Here is an 18,905-nt window from a genome sequence, read left to right on the forward strand (position 1 = left end):
GTATGGGAAAAAAGAAAGTAGTCGTTGGAATGTCCGGCGGCGTAGATTCCTCGGTGGCAGCGTATCTCCTGAAAAAAGCAGGATACGATGTCATCGGGGTGACCATGCAGATCTGGCAGGATGAGGCCGAGACAGTCCAGGAGGAAAACGGGGGCTGTTGCGGCCTTTCTGCTGTTGATGATGCAAGGCGCGTGGCACAGGTGCTGGACATTCCGTATTATGTCATGAACTTCAAAAAAGAGTTCCGTGAGAACGTCATGGACTATTTCACGAACGAATATCTCTGCGGCAGAACACCGAACCCGTGTATCGCCTGCAACCGCTATGTGAAATGGGAAGCGTTGCTTCAGCGCAGTCTTTCCATTGGAGCGGACTACATTGCGACCGGACATTATGCAAGAATCGAACAGCTTGCCAATGGACGGTATGCGATTGCAAATTCGGTAACAGCGGCAAAAGACCAGACGTATGCACTGTATAATCTGACCCAGGAGCAGCTTTCGCATACGCTGATGCCGGTCGGAGACTACACAAAAGATCAGATTCGTGAGATTGCAGCAAAAATCGGTCTTCCGGTAGCAAAAAAGAAGGATTCCCAGGAAATCTGCTTCGTGCCGGATCAGGATTACGCTTCCTTTATCCGGAACGAGACAGGAATCGTGGCACCGAAAGGCAATTTCGTGAATACAAAGGGTGAAATCCTCGGTACCCATGAGGGGATTACCCATTACACCGTAGGACAGCGCCGCGGACTCGGCCTTCCGATGGGACACCGCGTGTTCGTACTGGAAATCCGTCCGGAGACGAACGAGGTTGTGGTCGGCGAAAATGAAGAGGTTTTCGCAAAAGTAGTAAAAGCAAACAAAGTAAACTATATGGCAATTCCGCCGCTGGAACTTGGAGAAGAGCTCTCCTGCACCGCAAAAATCCGGTACGGGCACAAAGGCTCCCCGTGCGTGATCAAACGGACCGGGGAAGATGAGATTACCTGTACCTTCCCGGACGGCGTGCGTGCTCCGACGCCGGGACAGGCTGTTGTCTTCTACGTGGACGGCTGTGTCGGCGGAGGCGGAACGATTACGGAGGCCGAAAGATGAAAATAGCGGACTGTCATATGCACAGTTTCTTTTCAAGTGACAGCGAAGCACCAACAGAAGAGATGGTAAAACGGGCAGTCGAGCTGGGACTTCCGGCAATCTGCCTGACGGATCACTACGATATGGATTACAGTACCGGCGAGTTCCAGCTCGATACACCGGCGTATGCGGCAAAAATCCGGGAACTGCAGGAAAAATACCGCGACAAAATCGATATCCGATTCGGCGTGGAACTGGGACTGCAGCTCCACTTAAAAGAACGGATGGAAGAGTATGTAAATGCGTGGCCGTTCGACTATGTGATCGGCTCCATGCATGTCATTGACGGAAAAGACCCCTATTATGAGGATGCTTTCCTGGACTGGACAGCAGAAGAGCTGTACCGGGCGTATTTTCGGGCTACAGCAGAAAATATCCGGTTCTTCCACAATTTCCAGACGCTTGGTCATCTGGATTATGTGGTACGCTACTGCAGAGAAAAGGGAAAAGATTACAGCTACCGCGCATTTGCGGACGAGATCGATACCATTTTAAAAGAGCTGATTCAGTACGATATCGCGCTGGAAATCAACACCGGCGGCTACAAGGCAGGCCTTGGCGTGCCGAATCCGACGCCGGATGTCATCAGAAGATACCGGGAACTGGGCGGCGAAAAGATCACCTTCGGTACCGATGCCCACAAACCGGAACATATAGCGTTTCATTTCGCGGACGCGTCAGCTATCGCGCAGGAAGCCGGATTCCGGTACTACGTGCGGTTTAAAGAGAAAAAGCCGGAATATCTGCCGATCCAATAGAAAACACGCAGGAAAAGCCGGAAAAAGCCCCAGAAAGGCTGGATTCCGGCTCTTTCTGCAATAGACGGATCTTTCGAAATTTTGCAGAAATACGGATTGGCATCCGGCTTCTTCACAAATTTTAGAAATAATTTCGTATTTTCTTGAAAATAGAACTTGAATTTTCCGACGAAATTAGGTATTATACAGATAAGGTTGATGTTTCTTTAACAAAGTACAGAGACTCAAAATTAAAATTCACTTTTTAGGAGGAATTGAAAATCATGGCAGTAAAAGTAGCAATCAATGGTTTTGGCCGTATCGGACGTCTTGCATTCAGACAGATGTTTGGAGCAGAAGGTTATGAAGTAGTAGCAATCAACGATTTAACATCCCCGAAGATGTTAGCTCATCTGTTAAAATATGACTCTTCTCAGGGAAAATATGCTCTGGCTGATACCGTAACATCCGATGAAGATTCCATCACAGTAGATGGCAAAAACATCAAAATCTATGCTTTCCCGGATGCTAACAACTGCCCATGGGGAGAGCTTGGCGTAGACGTAGTTCTGGAGTGCTCCGGATTCTACACCTCCAAAGCAAAAGCTCAGGCACACATCAATGCAGGCGCTCGTAAAGTAGTTATCTCCGCTCCGGCTGGTAACGACCTTCCGACCATCGTTTACAATGTAAACCATGAGACCCTGACAGCAGACGATAACATCATCTCCGCTGCATCCTGCACCACAAACTGCCTTGCACCTATGGCAAAAGCTCTGAACGAACTGGCTCCGATCAAATCCGGTATCATGGTTACTATCCATGCTTACACTGGAGATCAGATGACTCTGGACGGACCGCAGAGAAAAGGCGATCTGAGAAGATCCCGTGCAGCTGCAGTTAACATCGTTCCAAACAGCACCGGTGCTGCAAAAGCAATCGGCCTTGTTATTCCGGAACTGAACGGCAAACTGATCGGTTCTGCACAGCGTGTTCCAACCCCAACCGGTTCTACCACAATCCTTACAGCAGTTGTAGAAGGAACTGTAACTGTTGACGAGATCAACGCAAAAATGAAAGCATCTGCAACCGAGTCCTTCGGATACAACACAGATGAAATCGTATCCAGCGACATCGTTGGTATGAGATATGGTTCTCTGTTCGATGCAACTCAGACTATGGTTCTTCCGCTGGACAACGGAACAACAGAGGTACAGGTTGTTTCTTGGTATGATAACGAGAACTCCTACACAAGCCAGATGGTTCGTACCATCAAATACTTCAGCGAGTTAGCATAATTTAACAAACTGAACGGCAAAATTTCAGAGCCCAAAGGGTCCGGTCTGTTAAGGACCGGGCCCTTTTTGCGAATGCGGCGGAAAAATACGGCACAAAAACAGCCCTTTTCCGTGTGCAAAAATTATAAACTGCATTTTTAAATAAGGACCGCGATGCCGCAAAAACAAAGAAACGGCGCGGCAGATGCAGTTGGATATATGGAGGGAAACGCCCATGTTAAACAAAAAAACCGTAGATGATATCAACGTAAAAGGAAAAAGAGTCCTTGTAAGATGTGACTTCAACGTTCCGCTGATCGATGGAAAAATCACAGATGAGAACCGTCTGGTAGCAGCTCTTCCAACGATCAAAAAACTGATCGCTGACGGCGGAAAAGTAATTCTCTGCTCTCATCTTGGAAAACCGAAAGGAGAACCAAAACCAGAGCTTTCTCTTGCACCGGTTGCAGTTCGCCTTTCCGAGCTTCTTGGACAGGAAGTTAAATTTGCAGCAGATCCTGAGGTTGTAGGACCGAACGCAAAAGCAGCTGTTGAGGCTATGAAAGACGGAGATGTAATCCTTCTGGAGAACACCCGTTACCGTGCAGAAGAGACCAAAAACGGTGAGGAGTTCAGCAAAGAACTGGCTTCCCTGTGTGACGTATTCGTAAACGATGCATTCGGAACCGCACACCGTGCTCATTGCTCCAATGTTGGTGTTACCAAATATGTTGACACTGCTGTTGTTGGTTACCTGATGGAGAAAGAGATCGCATTCCTTGGAAATGCTGTCAACAATCCGGAGCGTCCGTTTGTTGCCATCCTTGGTGGATCCAAAGTATCCAGCAAGATTTCTGTTATCGACAACCTGATCGATAAAGTTGATGTCCTGATCATCGGCGGTGGTATGGCTTATACCTTCGCAAAAGCAGCAGGCGGCACCGTTGGTGATTCTCTGCTTGAGATGGATTATCTGGATTATGCAAACAAAATGAAAGAAAAAGCAGCAGCAAAAGGCGTGAAACTGCTTCTTCCGGTAGACAACGTTGTTGCAGATGCATTCTCAAACGACGCAAATACACAGGTTGTTCCGGCCGGACAGATTCCGGATGGCTGGGAAGGTCTGGATATCGGACCGGAAACTGCAAAACTGTTCGCTGATGCTGTTAAAACTGCTAAAACCGTTGTATGGAACGGACCGATGGGATGCTTCGAGATGCCGAATTTTGCAGCAGGAACCAAAGCAGTTGCAGCAGCACTGGCTGAAACAGATGCAGTTACGATCATCGGCGGCGGAGATTCCGCAGCAGCTGTAAACCAGCTTGGATATGGCGATAAGATGACTCATATCTCCACTGGCGGCGGCGCTTCCCTGGAGTTCCTGGAAGGAAAAGAACTGCCGGGCGTTGCAGCAGCAAACGACAAATAAGAATTTATATTCAAAACTAAGGAGATCAAACGATCATGGCAAGAAAGAAAATTATCGCCGGAAACTGGAAAATGAACATGACTCCGAGCGAGGCAGTAGAATTAGTCAATACATTAAAACCACTGGTAGCAAATGACGACGTTGACGTTGTTTTCTGCGTACCGGCCATCGATATCATCCCGGTTGTAGAGGCTGCAAAAGGCTCCAACATCCAGATTGGTGCTGAAAATATGTATTTTGAGGAGAAAGGTGCTTTCACAGGCGAAATCTCCCCGGCTATGCTGACAGACGCTGGCGTGAAATACGTTGTACTTGGCCACTCTGAGAGAAGAGAATACTTCGCAGAGACCAGCGAGACCGTAAACAAAAAAATGCTGAAAGCTTTCGAGCACGGCATCACCCCGATCATGTGCTGCGGAGAAACTCTGGAGCAGAGAGAGCAGGGTGTAACGATGGATTTCATCCGTCAGCAGGTAAAGGTTGGATTCCTGAATGTAACAGCAGATCAGGCAAAAACAGCCGTTATCGCTTACGAGCCAATCTGGGCAATCGGAACCGGCAAAACTGCTACAACAGAGCAGGCTGAGGAAGTTTGCAAAGGCATCCGCGAGTGCATCGCTGAAATCTATGATGATGCAACAGCAGCAGCTATCCGTATCCAGTACGGCGGCTCTGTAAACGCAAAAACTGCACCGGAACTGTTCGCACAGGAGAACATCGACGGCGGCCTGGTAGGCGGAGCATCCCTGAAACCAGATTTCGGAGCTATCGTAAACTACAATAAATAATTGATTTTGTACGAAATCAATCAATAAAACGGGCTAAAACGCCACCAAACACGGTGAATTCGGCAGAAATGCTGAAGGTGAGGTGTTTGGTGGCGTTTTGCTGTTTTTTATGCAACATATAACCCTTGATTTAGCTATAGAGAGTGCCAGTTTGTGCAAAAAGAAATCACTTCGTTTCTGTGTTTTGAAGCGGAGTGATTTTTTGCGCGGATTGAAAAATTCACGTTTTCGTGATATGCTTGTTTTATATCTGTCGACCAGCCGTCCAGAGAGTTTCTGGAAGAAGTAATCAAGGATTATAACAAAATGTTCCATACGAACTACGATACCTCAAGTGATAAATTCCAGAATTATTATAAAGATGTGTCGCTTCGCATGAAGAATAAGGAATTGGACATTCTGATCGTAGTCAATATGTTTCTTACCGGTTTTGATGCGACGACTATGAATACGCTGTGGGTAGATAAAAATCTGAAAATGCACGGACTGATACAGGCGTTTTCCCGTACAAACCGTATTCTGAATTCTATCAAGACCTTTGGAAATATTGTATGTTTCAGAAATCTGCAGAAGCGAGTAGATAGTGCCATTTCCTTGTTTGGGGATAAGAATGCCGGGGGCCTTGTTTTACTGCAGAGCTTTAAGGATTACTATTACGGATATGAATCCGTAGATGGTAAGCTAATGCCAGGGTATGTGGATCTGATGGAGGAATTGAATCATAAGTTTCCGCTGTCAGAACCGCAGATTGTCGGAGAGCAGAACCAGAAGGATTTTATTGCTTTGTTTGGTGCTATTCTTCGTATGAGAAACCTTCTGCTTTCCTTTGACGAATTTAAGGGGAATGAGCTGATTTCTGAGCGCAATTTGCAAGACTACCTTGGACGTTATCAGGATTTGCGTGACGAGTGGAAACGGAAACGCCGGGAAAGTACGGATATTACAGATGATGTGGTGTTTGAAATTGAATTGATCCGGCAGGTAGAAATCAACATTGATTATATTCTGATGCTTGTAAAGAAGTATCATGATACCCGCTGTGAAGATAAGGAAGTGCTGATAACCATCAATAAAGCGATTGATGCCAGCCCGGAGCTGCGCAGCAAGAAACAGCTTATTGAAACCTTTATTGCAGGAATCAATGATGTGGACGATGTTATGGATGAGTGGCATGAATTTGTTGTGGAACAGCGCGATTATGATCTTAATGTAATTATTACGGAAGAAAAATTGAAGCCGAAAGACACACGAAAGTTCATAGAGAATGCGTTTCGGGACGGAGAGATCAAAACAGCGGGAACGGATATAGATAAAATCATGCCGCCAATTTCTCATTTTGGTGGTGGCGGAAGAGCCAAGAAAAAACAGAGAGTCATTGAAAAACTGAAAACGTTTTTTGAAAAATATTTCGGTATCGGTGGTTCGTCTTCCTTTAATGAGCCAGAGCATAAAGCCGTGACATACGATCTGAGCGATCAGGAAACAGTGTTGATGGCGGCAGAATCTGAAGCACCATACGGAAAATAGTCATAAATGAATGGAACCACATTGGAAGCAAAAAGCAAAATAATAGAGTCATCATGGACAAAACTTAATCATGGAGGTGATCGGATGACAATAGAAGAAATCCTTGCTGGAGAATCCAAGAACGTTGAATTCAAAGTACAACGTCCAGACAAGAGCATGAAATATATGAAAACGGTTGTTGCTTTCGCTAACGGAAAAGGTGGGAGGATTATATTTGGTATTGACGATAAAACAAGAGAAGTTGTTGGCATTCCGGAGGATAAAGTTTTTCGGGAGATTGATGCGATTACGAATGCTATTTCTGACAGTTGTGAACCTACAATTATCCCGGATGTTTATTTGCAAAATATAAATGATAAACCTGTAATTGTTGCAGAAATCAGGACGGGACGTCGGAAACCATATTATATTAAGGCAGAGGGGCTGGAGAATGGCGTATATATTCGAGTTTCTGGAACAACACGCCCTGCTGACCGTGATATGTCAAGAGAATTATATTATGAATGCGATGCCCGCTCTTTTGATTCAATAATCCGCAGAGATATAGAAGTGACCGATGAAGATATTAAAAGTCTCTGTGAACAAATGAAGGAAGTTGCTATTGCCAACTGCAAATCCAATCTTCAGCGATCAGCAGTTAAAGATGTAACGAAAAATGTTTTGCTCAGTTGGGGAATTTTGAAAAAAGATGAGAATGAAAAAATCTATCCGACAAATGCGTATATTTATTTAACGGGACAAGGTGGACTCCGTTCCATGATACAGTGCGCTGTGTTTAAGGGAACGACGCGAGCTGTCTTTTTGGATCGACGTAATTATGAAGGACCGCTTTGGAAGCAAGTAGAGGAAGCGGTGCAGTTTGTCCTTAGAAATATTCGTATGGGATGTCGGCTGGAAGGAGTATATCGACAGGATATTTATGAACTGCCGCCGGATAGTATCCGTGAGTTGATCGTTAATGCAGTTATGAATTGCAGTTACATTCAGAATTCTAATATTCAGGTGGCAATTTATGATGATCGCTTGGAGATCACATCTCCTGGTGGACTGCTTCCTGGCGTAACGATTGAGTTGATGAAGGAAGGATTTTCAAAAATCCGAAATCGTTCGCTTGCCAATGCTTTTGCCTATATGAACCTTGTGGAAGCATGGGGAAGTGGTATTCCGAAACTTATGCAGGCTATGCAGGAATACGGATTGCGTGAACCGGAATTTATTGATATGGAAGTAGCTTTCCGCATCAATCTTTATCGCGGCCAGAATGAGGTCATTGAGGTCAAAAATCGAGATCATGACCTCAATCATGGGTCAAATGATCTCAATCGTGAGCCCGATAATCTCAATCATGAGCCTGTTGACCTCGATCGAGATCCCAATGACCCCAATCATGATCCCAAAGATGACCTTGAAATTCAATTGTCAGAAATGATTTATAAAAATCCGAAACTGACTCAGAAAGAATTAGCAAAAGCGCTTGCAGTTTCTACGGCAACGATTAAGCGTATGCTTACAAAAATGCAGCATGAAGGTAAAGTTATCCGTGAGGGGTCTAATCGAAAAGGAAAATGGATATTGACGGATAAAATGAAATAGGATTGATGATTTGATTGGAAAAGGCAAATGAATTTACCGGCTTTTTTAAGAAAATCAGACGAACTTACAGAACAGTTATCAAAGAAACAAGTGATTGCTGTTATGTCGACATATCACAAAAGATATCCTAGACGGAGTGCGTTCATACATGAATTAATAGAATTTGGATATGTGAAATGAACGATTCTGAACTTTTCTTGTGTCCGGGAGCGGCTTTTTCGCACTTGCGGACATCTCCCACATGTGATATGATGGGAACGACAAAAGTGTCGGAAAAACCGCATGATAGAGGGAAAAAACGCGGCAAATCAGACGACGCGAAAGAAAGCATAAAGGAGAATATGATTATGGCAAGAGAAATCATTAATACAGAAAAAGCACCGGCAGCAATCGGACCTTATGTACAGGCAGTCGCAGACAACGGCCTTTTATTTATTTCCGGACAGCTTGGCTTTGATGTAGAGCATGGCAGCGTGATCCCGGAAACCGTAGAAGAGCAGGCAACCCTCTCTTTAAAGAATCTGGACGCAATCATGACAGCAGCAGGAACTGACCGCACGAAAGTGATGAAAACAACCATTTTCCTGACCGATATGAACGATTTTGCCAAGGTAAATGAAGTATACGGTGCTTTCTTTGGTGAGTCCAAACCGGCTCGTTCCTGTGTAGCAGTTGCCGCTCTTCCGAAAGCAGCAAAAGTGGAAATTGAATGCATCGTATCCCTGAAATAAGAGAGAGAGATGAGTATGGCAGAGGAAAGAGTAATTAAAATCGGAATGCTGGGTCTTGGTACTGTCGGTACCGGTGTGTATAAAGTGCTGAAAAGCCAGCAGGAGGAAATGCTTCCGAAGCTGGGAGCACGTGTAGAGCTGAAAAAAATTCTTGTGCGCAATGTGGAAAAAGCAGCTGCAAAGGTTGACGATCCCTCCATCATTACCACCAGCTTCGAGGAGATTGCCAATGACCCGGAAATCGAGATTGTTGTTGAGGTTATGGGTGGAAAACAGCCGGCCATGAATTACATTCTTGCCTGCCTGGATGCTGGAAAGAATGTTGTAACGGCAAATAAAGATCTGGTGGCATCCGAGGGCAAAAAAATCCTTGCAACAGCAAAGAGAAACGGAAAAGATTTTCTCTATGAGGCATCCGTGGCGGGAGGAATTCCGATCATCCGTCCGGTGAAACAGTGCCTTGCCGCCAATCATATCACAGAGCTGATGGGTATTTTCAACGGTACCACAAATTTCATTCTCACAAAAATGTCGCAGGAAGGCATGGAGTTTGGTGATGCGCTCCGTCTGGCGCAGGACATGGGCTATGCAGAAGCAGACCCGACCGCAGATGTGGAAGGTCTTGATGCCGGCCGCAAGGTAGCAATCCTAGCTTCGGCAGCGTTCAACTCCAGAGTGACATTTGAAGATGTTTACACCGAAGGCATTACCAAAATCACGGCGACTGATATCGAGTATGCAAAAGAGATGGGATGCACGATCAAGCTGCTCGGCGTGGCAAAAGATACCCCGGAAGGAATCGAAGCCCGCGTTCATCCGATGCTGATCGACAGCAATCATCCGCTCGCGACTGTCAATGATTCCTACAATGCCGTATTCCTGACAGGCGATGCCGTACAGGATACGATGTTTTACGGACGAGGTGCCGGAGAGCTTCCGACTGCGAGTGCCGTTGTGGGCGATATTTTCGATGTTGTGCGCAATATTTTATGGAACTGCTGCGGCAGAATCGGCTGCACATGCTACCGGGAATGCCCGATCAAGCGTGTCGGCGAAATTAAGTCGAAATATTTTGTACGCATGCAGATTGAAAATCGGTATGGAACGCTGGCATCGGTAGCTTCTGTCTTTGGAAACAACAAGGTTTCGATTGCACAGATGCTTCAGAAACGTGTCAATGGAAAATACGCCGAGATCGTCGTCATTACGGACGAGGTCAAAGAGCGCCATTTTGAGGATGCCATGCAGATTTTAGGCGGAATGTCGATGATCCAGGAGATTTCTTCGACAATCCGGGTATACTAACAAAATGTAACAATTCAGAGCCATGCGAAATGGAAGAAAAATCGCGAATCCTGCTTGCATGAAGGAGCGCTTTTTCTGGAGTTTCATATGGCGAAAAGCAACATCGAGATGCAGCGTAAGCGGAATCGAGACGGGGCTCTGGATTGTTACCCAAAATTTAAGTAAAGAAGGGAATTCACAATGAGTAAAAAACCAACCGTATTAATGATTCTTGACGGATATGGACTGAATGACAAATGCGAGCATAACGCTGTCTGCGAAGCGAAAACTCCGATTATGGACCAGCTGATGAGCCAGTGCCCGTACGTAAAAGGACAGGCCAGCGGACTTGCTGTAGGTCTTCCAGACGGACAGATGGGTAACTCTGAGGTAGGCCATCTGAACATGGGCGCAGGCCGCGTTGTATATCAGGAGCTGACCAGAATCACGAAAGCAATCCAGGACGGCGATTTCTTCGAGAATGAAGAGCTGGTAAAGGCTGTTGAAAATGCAAAAGCAAATAATTCCGCACTGCACCTGTTCGGACTTCTCTCTGACGGCGGTGTTCACAGCCACATCACCCACGTATTCGGACTTCTGGAGCTGGCAAAACGTAAGGGTCTCGAGAAAGTTTATGTACACTGCTTCCTGGATGGCCGTGACACTCCTCCGGCATCCGGAAAATCTTATGTAGAGCAGCTGCAGGCAAAAATGGATGAGATCGGTGTCGGCGAAATCGGCGTAATCTCCGGCCGTTACTATGCAATGGACCGTGATAACCGCTGGGATCGTGTCGAGCTGGCTTACAAAGCGCTGACAAAAGGGGAAGGCGTAGAAGGAACTGATGCGGCAGAGGCTGTTCAGGCTTCCTATGATGCTGAAAAAACCGATGAGTTCGTTCTGCCGACCGTTCTGAAAAAAGACGGAAAACCGGTTGCAACGATTCAGGATAAAGATTCTGTGATTTTCTTCAACTTCCGCCCGGACCGTGCAAGAGAGCTGACAAGAGCATTCTGTGCAGATGAGTTCACCGGATTTGAGAGAGAAAAACGTCTGGATCTGACCTACGTATGCTTCACGGAATACGATGAGACCATCCCGAACAAATCCGTTGCATTCAAAAAAGAAGAGATCACCAATACCTTCGGTGAGTATCTGGCAGCACATAACATGACGCAGGCTCGTATCGCCGAGACCGAGAAATATGCACATGTAACCTTCTTCTTCAATGGCGGCGTTGAGGAGCCAAATAAAGGTGAGGATAGAATCCTTGTAAAATCCCCGAGGTTGCTACTTATGACCTGAAACCAGAGATGAGTGCTTACGAAGTATGCGACAAGCTGACGGATGCCATCCGTTCCCAGAAATACGATGTCATCATCATCAACTTTGCAAATCCGGATATGGTTGGCCATACCGGCGTTGAGAGCGCAGCAATCCAGGCAGTTGAGGCTGTTGATGAGTGCGTAGGCAAAGCAGTTGATGCATTAAAAGAGGTTGACGGCCAGATGTTTATCTGTGCGGACCACGGAAATGCAGAGCAGCTTGTAGACTATGAGACCGGCGAGCCATACACCGCTCATACCACCAATCCGGTTCCGTTCATTCTGGTTAATGCAGACCCATCCTACACGTTAAGAGAGGGCGGATGCCTGGCAGACATCGCACCGACCTGATCGAGCTGATGGGAATGGAGCAGCCAAAAGAAATGACAGGAAAATCCCTGCTGATTAAGAAATAAAGAGAAATCGTGAAAATGTCCCTGCCGGATTCGTTTTGAAACGGGTGCGGCAGGGATATTTTGCTATAATAATCTGAAAATAAAAATAATTACGCAATAAGAGACAGAATAAAAATGGAAAACAGATAAAAAATCAAAATAAGGTGTTGACAAATGGTGAGAAAACTGATATAGTAAAGTCAACAAAAGAAAACGGAAGAAAAAAACAGAAAGAGAGGACGGACCACCGAGAACATAACGAATTACCCCATAAACTAAGAAAGCGAAGGTATGGACCCAAGAAAACGTAACGAAGTACCCCAAAGCGAAACAAAAGAACAAAAAAAGAAAGGATTCAGTCCAATGCACAGTTCTAACTTATGAAAGCATCCGAAAATGGAAAAATCGGATGGCTTTCATATTGCGTTTTTTATGTTTGAAAAGAATAAGGACTGGAAAAAAGAGGTTTCGACAGAGAGAGTAACATATTTTTCCCATAGCACGGTCATACTGTGAACGCAGAGAAGAAACTTGGTTACTGTTCACTTTGCAGCAAAACAGGAGGGAAAACTATGTTTCGATATTTACCAATTCGAAGCGTGACAGGAAGAGAAATTCTGGATTCGCGCGGAAATCCGACCGTAGAGGTGGAAGTGGCCGTCGGGGAGGGGATTCTCGGGCTGGAAGGCCATATGGGGCGTGCCCAGGTGCCGTCCGGGGCATCGACAGGAAAATTTGAGGCACTGGAAAAAAGAGATCAGGAAGCGCGCTATCTGGGGCAGGGCGTGAGAAAGGCTGTAGAAGCGGTCAATACCGTGCTGGCCGATGCCGTTGTCGGCGAGAATGCGCTCGAGCAGGAGCGGATCGACCATATCCTGTGCCAGGCAGACGGAACCGAAACGAAAGAAAACCTCGGGGCAAACGCCATTCTCGGTGTCTCACTTGCTGTGGCGCGCGCGGCGGCAAATGCGCTTCATCTGCCGCTGTACCAGTACCTGGGCGGCTGCCACACAAGCCGTATGCCCGTGCCGATGATGAATATTTTAAACGGCGGCCGTCATGCCGACAACACCGTCGATCTGCAGGAATTTATGATTATGCCGTGCGGCGCTCCCTCATTCCGGGAGGGTCTTTCCATGTGCGCGGAGATTTACCATACGCTGAAGCAGCTCCTGAAGGAGAAGGGATACTCGACTTCTGTCGGCGATGAGGGCGGCTTTGCGCCGGATTTAAAGGATTCCGATGAAGCACTGCAGCTCATTGTCAATGCGGTCCAGAAAGCCGGCTATGCGCCCGGAAACGACGTGATGATCGCGATCGATGCGGCGGCAAGCGAGCTCTACGAGGAGAGCAGGAACGTCTACTACTTTCCCGGGGAATCCCGTCAGTGCGGAAAGACAGTATTTCGGGATACCGCAGAAATGGTTGCCTACTATGAGGAACTGATCGAAAAATACCCGATCGTATCCATCGAAGACGGGCTGTGCGAGGACGATTTCGAAGGCTGGAAACAGATGACGGAAGCGCTCGGGAACAGAGTACAGCTGGTCGGGGATGATCTGTTTGTGACGAATGTAAGAAGGCTTTCCTGCGGCATTGCACTTGGCACGGCAAATGCGGTTCTGATCAAGGTAAACCAGATCGGAACGCTCTCTGAGGCGCTGGATGCGGTGGAGATGGCGCAGAGAGCAGGGTACCGCGCCGTCATTTCCCACCGGTCCGGAGAGACAGAGGATGATTTTCTGGCAGACCTTGCCGTCGCGACAGGCGCCGGCCAGATCAAAACCGGAGCACCGTGCCGGTCGGAGCGGAATGCGAAATACAATGAGCTTCTCCGCATCGAGGAACGCCTCGGTGAGGAAGCGAAATACCGGAATCCGTTCCCGCAAAAGGGAACCGGCGTAAGAGAATGGTGAAAAACGGCGTAAAACAGGCAAATAACAGTTGAAATCGTTCTTCCACTATGGTAAAATAATATAAGTTAGCCGTAGGAGGTGTAATTGTGGAAATTTTAAGAACGATTTTGACAGTCATTTATGTCATTGATTGTATTGCTTTAACCGTTGTTGTATTGATGCAGGAAGGAAAACAGCAGGGTCTCGGTGCTATTGCAGGTATCTCAGACACTTACTGGGGAAGAAACAAAAGCCGTTCTGCAGAAGGAACTCTGATCCGTGCAACAAAAATCATGGCAGTTCTGTTTATTGTACTGTCGGTTGTATTAAACATGAATTTTTAGCAAAGTAAAGACATCCTTATTCCCACGAGAAGGCGTAAGGGTGTCTTTTTCTACAAAGAGGAGATAATAGATGAAAGATAATAAGAAGAAAAAAGATCGGAGGAAATATCCGCAGGGCAGCGCGGCGTCCCATGCAGGACAGAACAGAGGGAACCATGGCGGTCATGCGGGCCATCCGCGTTCCAGAAGTTCGAAACTGCTGAAAAACCGCAAGACGCTGCTCATGGATCTCGTAAGCTCGAAAAACTATGAGCCGATGCGTCTGAAAGACATTGCCATGCTGCTGCAGGTGCCGAAAGCAAAACGGTCGGAGCTTGCGGAGGTTATGGAAATCCTGGTAAAAGAAGGAAAAATCGATGTGATCTCCGACGGCCGTTACCAGAAGAGCCGCGGTGCATCCACAACGACGGAAAAACGGGAAAAAAGAGACCGCCGCGCCGGAGAGCAGGGCAGAAGAGGACGCGATGACCGATTCCACAGAAAGAATGGAAAGGACGGCGACACAGAGAAGAAGCCGCGTATCCAGACTGTCGATATCCAGGCAGTCGTGGACGCTTACCAGATCCCGGAGGAGTTCCCGGCACGCGTGATCACACAGGCAGAAAAATGCCCGGAGGAAGTAATTCCAAACGATTACAACGGCCGCCTCGATCTGAAAAGCTGGCAGATGGTGACAATCGACGGCGAGGATGCCAAAGACCTCGATGACGCCGTATCCGTCACAAAAGCGGGCGATACGTGGACGCTTGGCGTTCATATCGCTGATGTGAGCAACTATGTGCAGGAAAATTCCGCCCTCGACCGTGAGGCGTTAAAGCGCGGCACCAGTGTCTATCTGCCGGACCGCGTCATTCCGATGCTGCCGAAGCGTCTGTCAAACGGCATCTGTTCCCTGAATGAAGGACAGGAGCGCCTGGCACTCTCCTGTATTATGACGATCAACGAGAAAGGCCGTGTGATCGGCCATCAGATCGCTGAGACGGTGATCCGCGTGGACCGCCGCATGACCTACACCGCCGTCAATGCAATCCTGACCGAGCCGGAAGCACATCCGGAGCTGATGGAGGAATATCATGAGCTGGTTCCGATGTTCCGCCAGATGCAGGAACTGTCTGCACTGATCCGGAGCTGTCGGAAAGAACGCGGAGCAATTGATTTTGAATTCCCGGAGAGCAAAGTAATTCTTGATGCAGAAGGGACGCCGGTGGAGATCTGCCCGTATCCGTCGAACGTGGCAACACGGATGATCGAGGACTTCATGCTGATGGCGAACGAGACCGTGGCAGAGGAATACTGCACACGCGAAATCCCGTTCTTATACCGGACGCATGACAAGCCGGACGGAGACCGCATGGAGGCAACGCTGACGCTGATCCGTGAACAGGGCATCAAAGTCGAAAAGCGTTCCCATGAGATTACGCCGGGTGAGGTGCAGAAGATTCTCACCAGCATCGAGGGAACCCCGGAAGAGCCGTTGATCAGCCGCCTGCTGCTCCGGTCGATGGCAAGAGCCATTTATACCCCGGAATGCAGCGGCCACTTCGGACTGGCAGCGTCATATTACTGCCATTTTACCTCACCAATCCGCCGTTACCCGGATCTGCAGATCCACCGCATTATCAAGGATGATCTGCGGGGACGTCTCGACAAGGGCGGCAGAATCGGCAAATATTCGTCCATTTTGCAGCATGTGGCGGAGCAGTCGAGTGCGATGGAGCAGCGTGCTGCAGAGGCAGAAAGAGAGGCTGTGAAGCTGAAGAAAGCCGAATATATGCTGGAGCATGTCGGCGAAGAGTACGACGGCGTCATTTCCGGCGTGACCGGATGGGGCTTCTATGTGGAGTTGCAGAATACCGTTGAGGGACTCGTTCACATCATGACACTGAAAGACGATTATTATAATTTTGATGAAGAAAATTACCGTCTGGTCGGAGAGCAGCACGGAAGAGTATTCCGCCTTGGTGAGCCGGTGCGTGTCCGTGTACGAAACGCCGAGCCTGCCAACCGGACAATCGATTTTACGTATGTAGAAAAAGAAACCGAGACAGAATAAATCCCTGGAGGAAAAAGCTATGGCAAAACAAAAAGGAAATCGAATGATTGCCAACAATAAAAAGGCATATCATGACTATTTTATCGAGGATAAATACGAGGCCGGCATCTCCCTTGCCGGTACCGAGGTAAAATCCCTCCGCATGGGAAAATGCAGCATCAAGGAGTCCTTCATCCGCATTGAGCGTGATGAGGTATTTATCTACGGCATGCACATCAGTCCGTACGAGAAGGGCAACATATTCAATAAAGACCCGCTGCGCATCCGGAAACTGCTGCTGCACGACTATGAGATCCGCAAACTTGAGGCGCAGATCAAGGAAAAAGGCTACACGCTCGTTCCGCTGCAGGTGTATTTTAAAGGCAGCCTCGTAAAAGTCGAGATTGGTCTGGCACGCGGTAAAAAACTGTATGATAAACGGCAGGATATCGCAAAGAAAGATCAGAGACGTGAGGCGGAGAGAGATTTCAAAGTTAAAAATCTGTATTAAAAATCCTTGACAAAAAGTATGGGGAAAGACTATAATACAATATACGGCAGTTGAAAGAGAGTTTTCACTGCACAGGGACGATCTGTTTGCGTCCTCGTATCAAAGAAAAGCGTCTGTAGAACCAGCACGGGCTTGTACTGGTTTCGACGGGGGTTTTGAAGTTTGGGAAGCCATTCGTGGACTCCGGGACCGCGTCATCAACCTGGAACCTAAATTTAAACGCAGACGATAATTACGTAGCGTACGCTGCCTAAGTGTGGCGTTGTCAGCTGAATAGTTTTCCGCGGCTATTCTTCTGGCATCAAACAGATGCGGAGCACTTCGTTTCCAAAGCTTTGCGGAGATGGAAGATTTTATGAAGCTACCGAAGCGGCAAGCCTGTCATCCGGCGTGCCGATGGGGGAACCTTTAATAGAATGACTGTAATGGGAGATGCCTGAATGAATAGGCTTTCGGACAGGGGTTCGATTCCCCTCAGGTCCATACCTGAAAAACCGCTAAAATCCAGTGTTTTAGCGGTTTTTTTGTACATTTTTGATGGAAAAAACAGGGCAAAAATGCCGCTTTAGACCGTTTCAGACCGTTTAAAACCGCATGAATTTTGGTAAAAAAAGAAAGGAAAAATTCGAAATTTTGTCAAACTTTATCTTTATTCGCACTGTTAAGAACGTAAAAGAGACCGTTTCAAAGTGCTGCAGGCACATGAAGTAGAGATACTTGATGTGCCTGCTTTTTTGTACAATAGGAAAGTTCGACTTCCGTCGAACTCTTGATAAAAAGAGCCCGCACAAAGGCGGGCATGGCAAACAGACGATAGATTAAAAGAAGTCAATGTAAAAGCCTTCTTCAAATTCATCCTCATCAAGATCGTCATCTCGGTAAGAAAATAGTGCATATGCACTATTTAAAAACGGTGGCTCCTTATAACAAAGATTTCTGTTCACAATATAAAAAAATATCCAGCATGTTAACTTTTGAAGCGGTAAAACAAATGCTTAAGGATGTTTTGAGTTGGTAAGGGACTAATAGATTCTGTACTTTTCGCCCTATGATTGAATCTGATCATGCGCGAGAAAAGGAAAATAATAGAATTGACAGACTTGAAAAAATGAATTACGATTTTTAAAAGGACTGCATTGCTTGAATGAGAATTATATGTTAAGGTAACAGATATAAAGAGAACTTTAAGCATTGATTTATTAAAATAAACACGGATAGCGAGGTGTATTTATGACCATAGAAGAAATTCTTGCAGGAGAATCCAAAAACGTAGAATTCAAAGAGAACCTGCCGGAAAAGAGCATCAAATATATGAAGTCTGTGGTTGCCTTTGCAAATGGAACCGGAGGAAAAATTATTTTTGGAATTGCGGATAAAACCCGAGAAGTGGTTGGCTTTGACAAGGAAGATGTATTCAAAAAGATGGATGCGATTGCCAATGCCGTCTCGGATAGCTGTGAACCGGCAATTATTCCAGATATTACGCTGCAGACAGTTGATGGCAAGACGGTTATTGTGGCAGAAATTTCTGAAGGCAGACAGCGGCCATATTACATTAAAGCGCTTGGACGAGAGAGAGGCGTATATGTCCGTGTTGCTGGAAAAAATACCCGCATCATCGTGTCAGAAGGACAAAGAAGCGAAAAAAAGGCGGATACTGAGGGATTTGAACAGTCTTTTGAAAAAATGTTAGGGATGATACAGGAGAAAGAAGGAAAAGAGTTTAGAAGATAAAATTATCAGAGAGTGAAATAAAGTGATTTGATAATATTAGGAGATATGCCCGGATGCTATTTTTCAAAAAGGAAAAAGTGTCAGGGCATTTTTATGTGCAAAACTAATAAAAATAATTCTGAAAATATAGTAAAAATAAGCATATTGTCAAATGAAACGGAGGGTAT

At 46.6% G+C, this 18,905-nt stretch carries 13 protein-coding genes, 1 other RNA gene and 2 pseudogenes; all 16 read left to right on the top strand.

What is annotated here, in order from left to right; all coding sequences use genetic code 11:
• Positions 1-2: 2 nt before the first annotated feature.
• On the top strand, positions 3-1,097 hold the full coding sequence (gene mnmA, locus DXA55_RS10385) for a tRNA 2-thiouridine(34) synthase MnmA (RefSeq protein WP_117509091.1): 1,095 nt from the start codon (positions 3-5) through the stop codon (positions 1,095-1,097).
• Positions 1,094-1,894, top strand: a complete 801-nt coding sequence (locus DXA55_RS10390; protein WP_117814070.1) for a histidinol-phosphatase HisJ family protein — start codon at positions 1,094-1,096, stop codon at positions 1,892-1,894. The genes mnmA and DXA55_RS10390 overlap by 4 nt, the downstream gene beginning before the upstream one ends.
• A 263-nt stretch (positions 1,895-2,157) precedes the next feature.
• A complete protein-coding gene (gene gap, locus DXA55_RS10395; RefSeq protein ID WP_022463324.1) occupies positions 2,158-3,171 on the top strand; it encodes a type I glyceraldehyde-3-phosphate dehydrogenase in 1,014 nt (337 codons plus the stop codon).
• Between the two features lie 214 nt (positions 3,172-3,385).
• On the top strand, positions 3,386-4,579 hold the full coding sequence (locus DXA55_RS10400; protein WP_022463323.1) for a phosphoglycerate kinase: 1,194 nt from the start codon (positions 3,386-3,388) through the stop codon (positions 4,577-4,579).
• Positions 4,580-4,614: 35 nt separating this feature from the next.
• Positions 4,615-5,367, top strand: a complete 753-nt coding sequence (tpiA, locus tag DXA55_RS10405; protein WP_022463322.1) for a triose-phosphate isomerase — start codon at positions 4,615-4,617, stop codon at positions 5,365-5,367.
• Positions 5,368-5,613: 246 nt separating this feature from the next.
• Positions 5,614-6,894 (top strand): type I restriction endonuclease subunit R, EcoR124 family, encoded by a 1,281-nt coding sequence (locus DXA55_RS10410; protein ID WP_416388403.1) that lies wholly within the window; start codon positions 5,614-5,616, stop codon positions 6,892-6,894.
• A gap of 84 nt (positions 6,895-6,978) precedes the next feature.
• Positions 6,979-8,487 (top strand): ATP-binding protein, encoded by a 1,509-nt coding sequence (locus DXA55_RS10415; protein WP_117814072.1) that lies wholly within the window; start codon positions 6,979-6,981, stop codon positions 8,485-8,487.
• 347 nt (positions 8,488-8,834) lie between these two features.
• Positions 8,835-9,218 carry a RidA family protein gene (locus tag DXA55_RS10420; protein ID WP_055218381.1) on the top strand — a complete coding sequence of 128 codons (384 nt, stop codon included), beginning with the start codon at positions 8,835-8,837 and terminating at the stop codon, positions 9,216-9,218.
• A 15-nt stretch (positions 9,219-9,233) separates the two neighbouring features.
• On the top strand, positions 9,234-10,523 hold the full coding sequence (locus tag DXA55_RS10425; protein ID WP_055267016.1) for a homoserine dehydrogenase: 1,290 nt from the start codon (positions 9,234-9,236) through the stop codon (positions 10,521-10,523).
• A gap of 180 nt (positions 10,524-10,703) precedes the next feature.
• Positions 10,704-12,243, top strand: a pseudogene (gene gpmI / locus DXA55_RS10430) (2,3-bisphosphoglycerate-independent phosphoglycerate mutase).
• 551 nt (positions 12,244-12,794) lie between these two features.
• Complete coding sequence (eno, locus tag DXA55_RS10435) at positions 12,795-14,138, top strand: phosphopyruvate hydratase (RefSeq protein WP_117814074.1); 1,344 nt, start codon at positions 12,795-12,797, stop codon at positions 14,136-14,138.
• 86 nt (positions 14,139-14,224) lie between these two features.
• Positions 14,225-14,461 carry a preprotein translocase subunit SecG gene (gene secG / locus DXA55_RS10440; protein ID WP_055226503.1) on the top strand — a complete coding sequence of 79 codons (237 nt, stop codon included), beginning with the start codon at positions 14,225-14,227 and terminating at the stop codon, positions 14,459-14,461.
• 223 nt (positions 14,462-14,684) lie between these two features.
• Positions 14,685-16,514 carry a ribonuclease R gene (rnr, locus tag DXA55_RS10445; protein ID WP_442857662.1) on the top strand — a complete coding sequence of 610 codons (1,830 nt, stop codon included), beginning with the start codon at positions 14,685-14,687 and terminating at the stop codon, positions 16,512-16,514.
• A gap of 19 nt (positions 16,515-16,533) precedes the next feature.
• Positions 16,534-17,004, top strand: coding sequence for an SsrA-binding protein SmpB (gene smpB, locus DXA55_RS10450; RefSeq protein WP_022463315.1), 471 nt, complete (start codon positions 16,534-16,536; stop codon positions 17,002-17,004).
• Between the two features lie 128 nt (positions 17,005-17,132).
• Positions 17,133-17,490, top strand: a transfer-messenger RNA (tmRNA) gene (ssrA, locus tag DXA55_RS10455).
• Positions 17,491-18,234: 744 nt separating this feature from the next.
• Positions 18,235-18,606 (top strand): annotated as a pseudogene (locus DXA55_RS10460) (AlbA family DNA-binding domain-containing protein); the annotation flags it as partial.
• Positions 18,607-18,905 lie beyond the last annotated feature (299 nt).

Origin of the sequence: Blautia sp. OF03-13 (assembly GCF_003460685.1) — a bacterium.
GTDB lineage: Bacteria > Bacillota > Clostridia > Lachnospirales > Lachnospiraceae > Fusicatenibacter > Fusicatenibacter saccharivorans.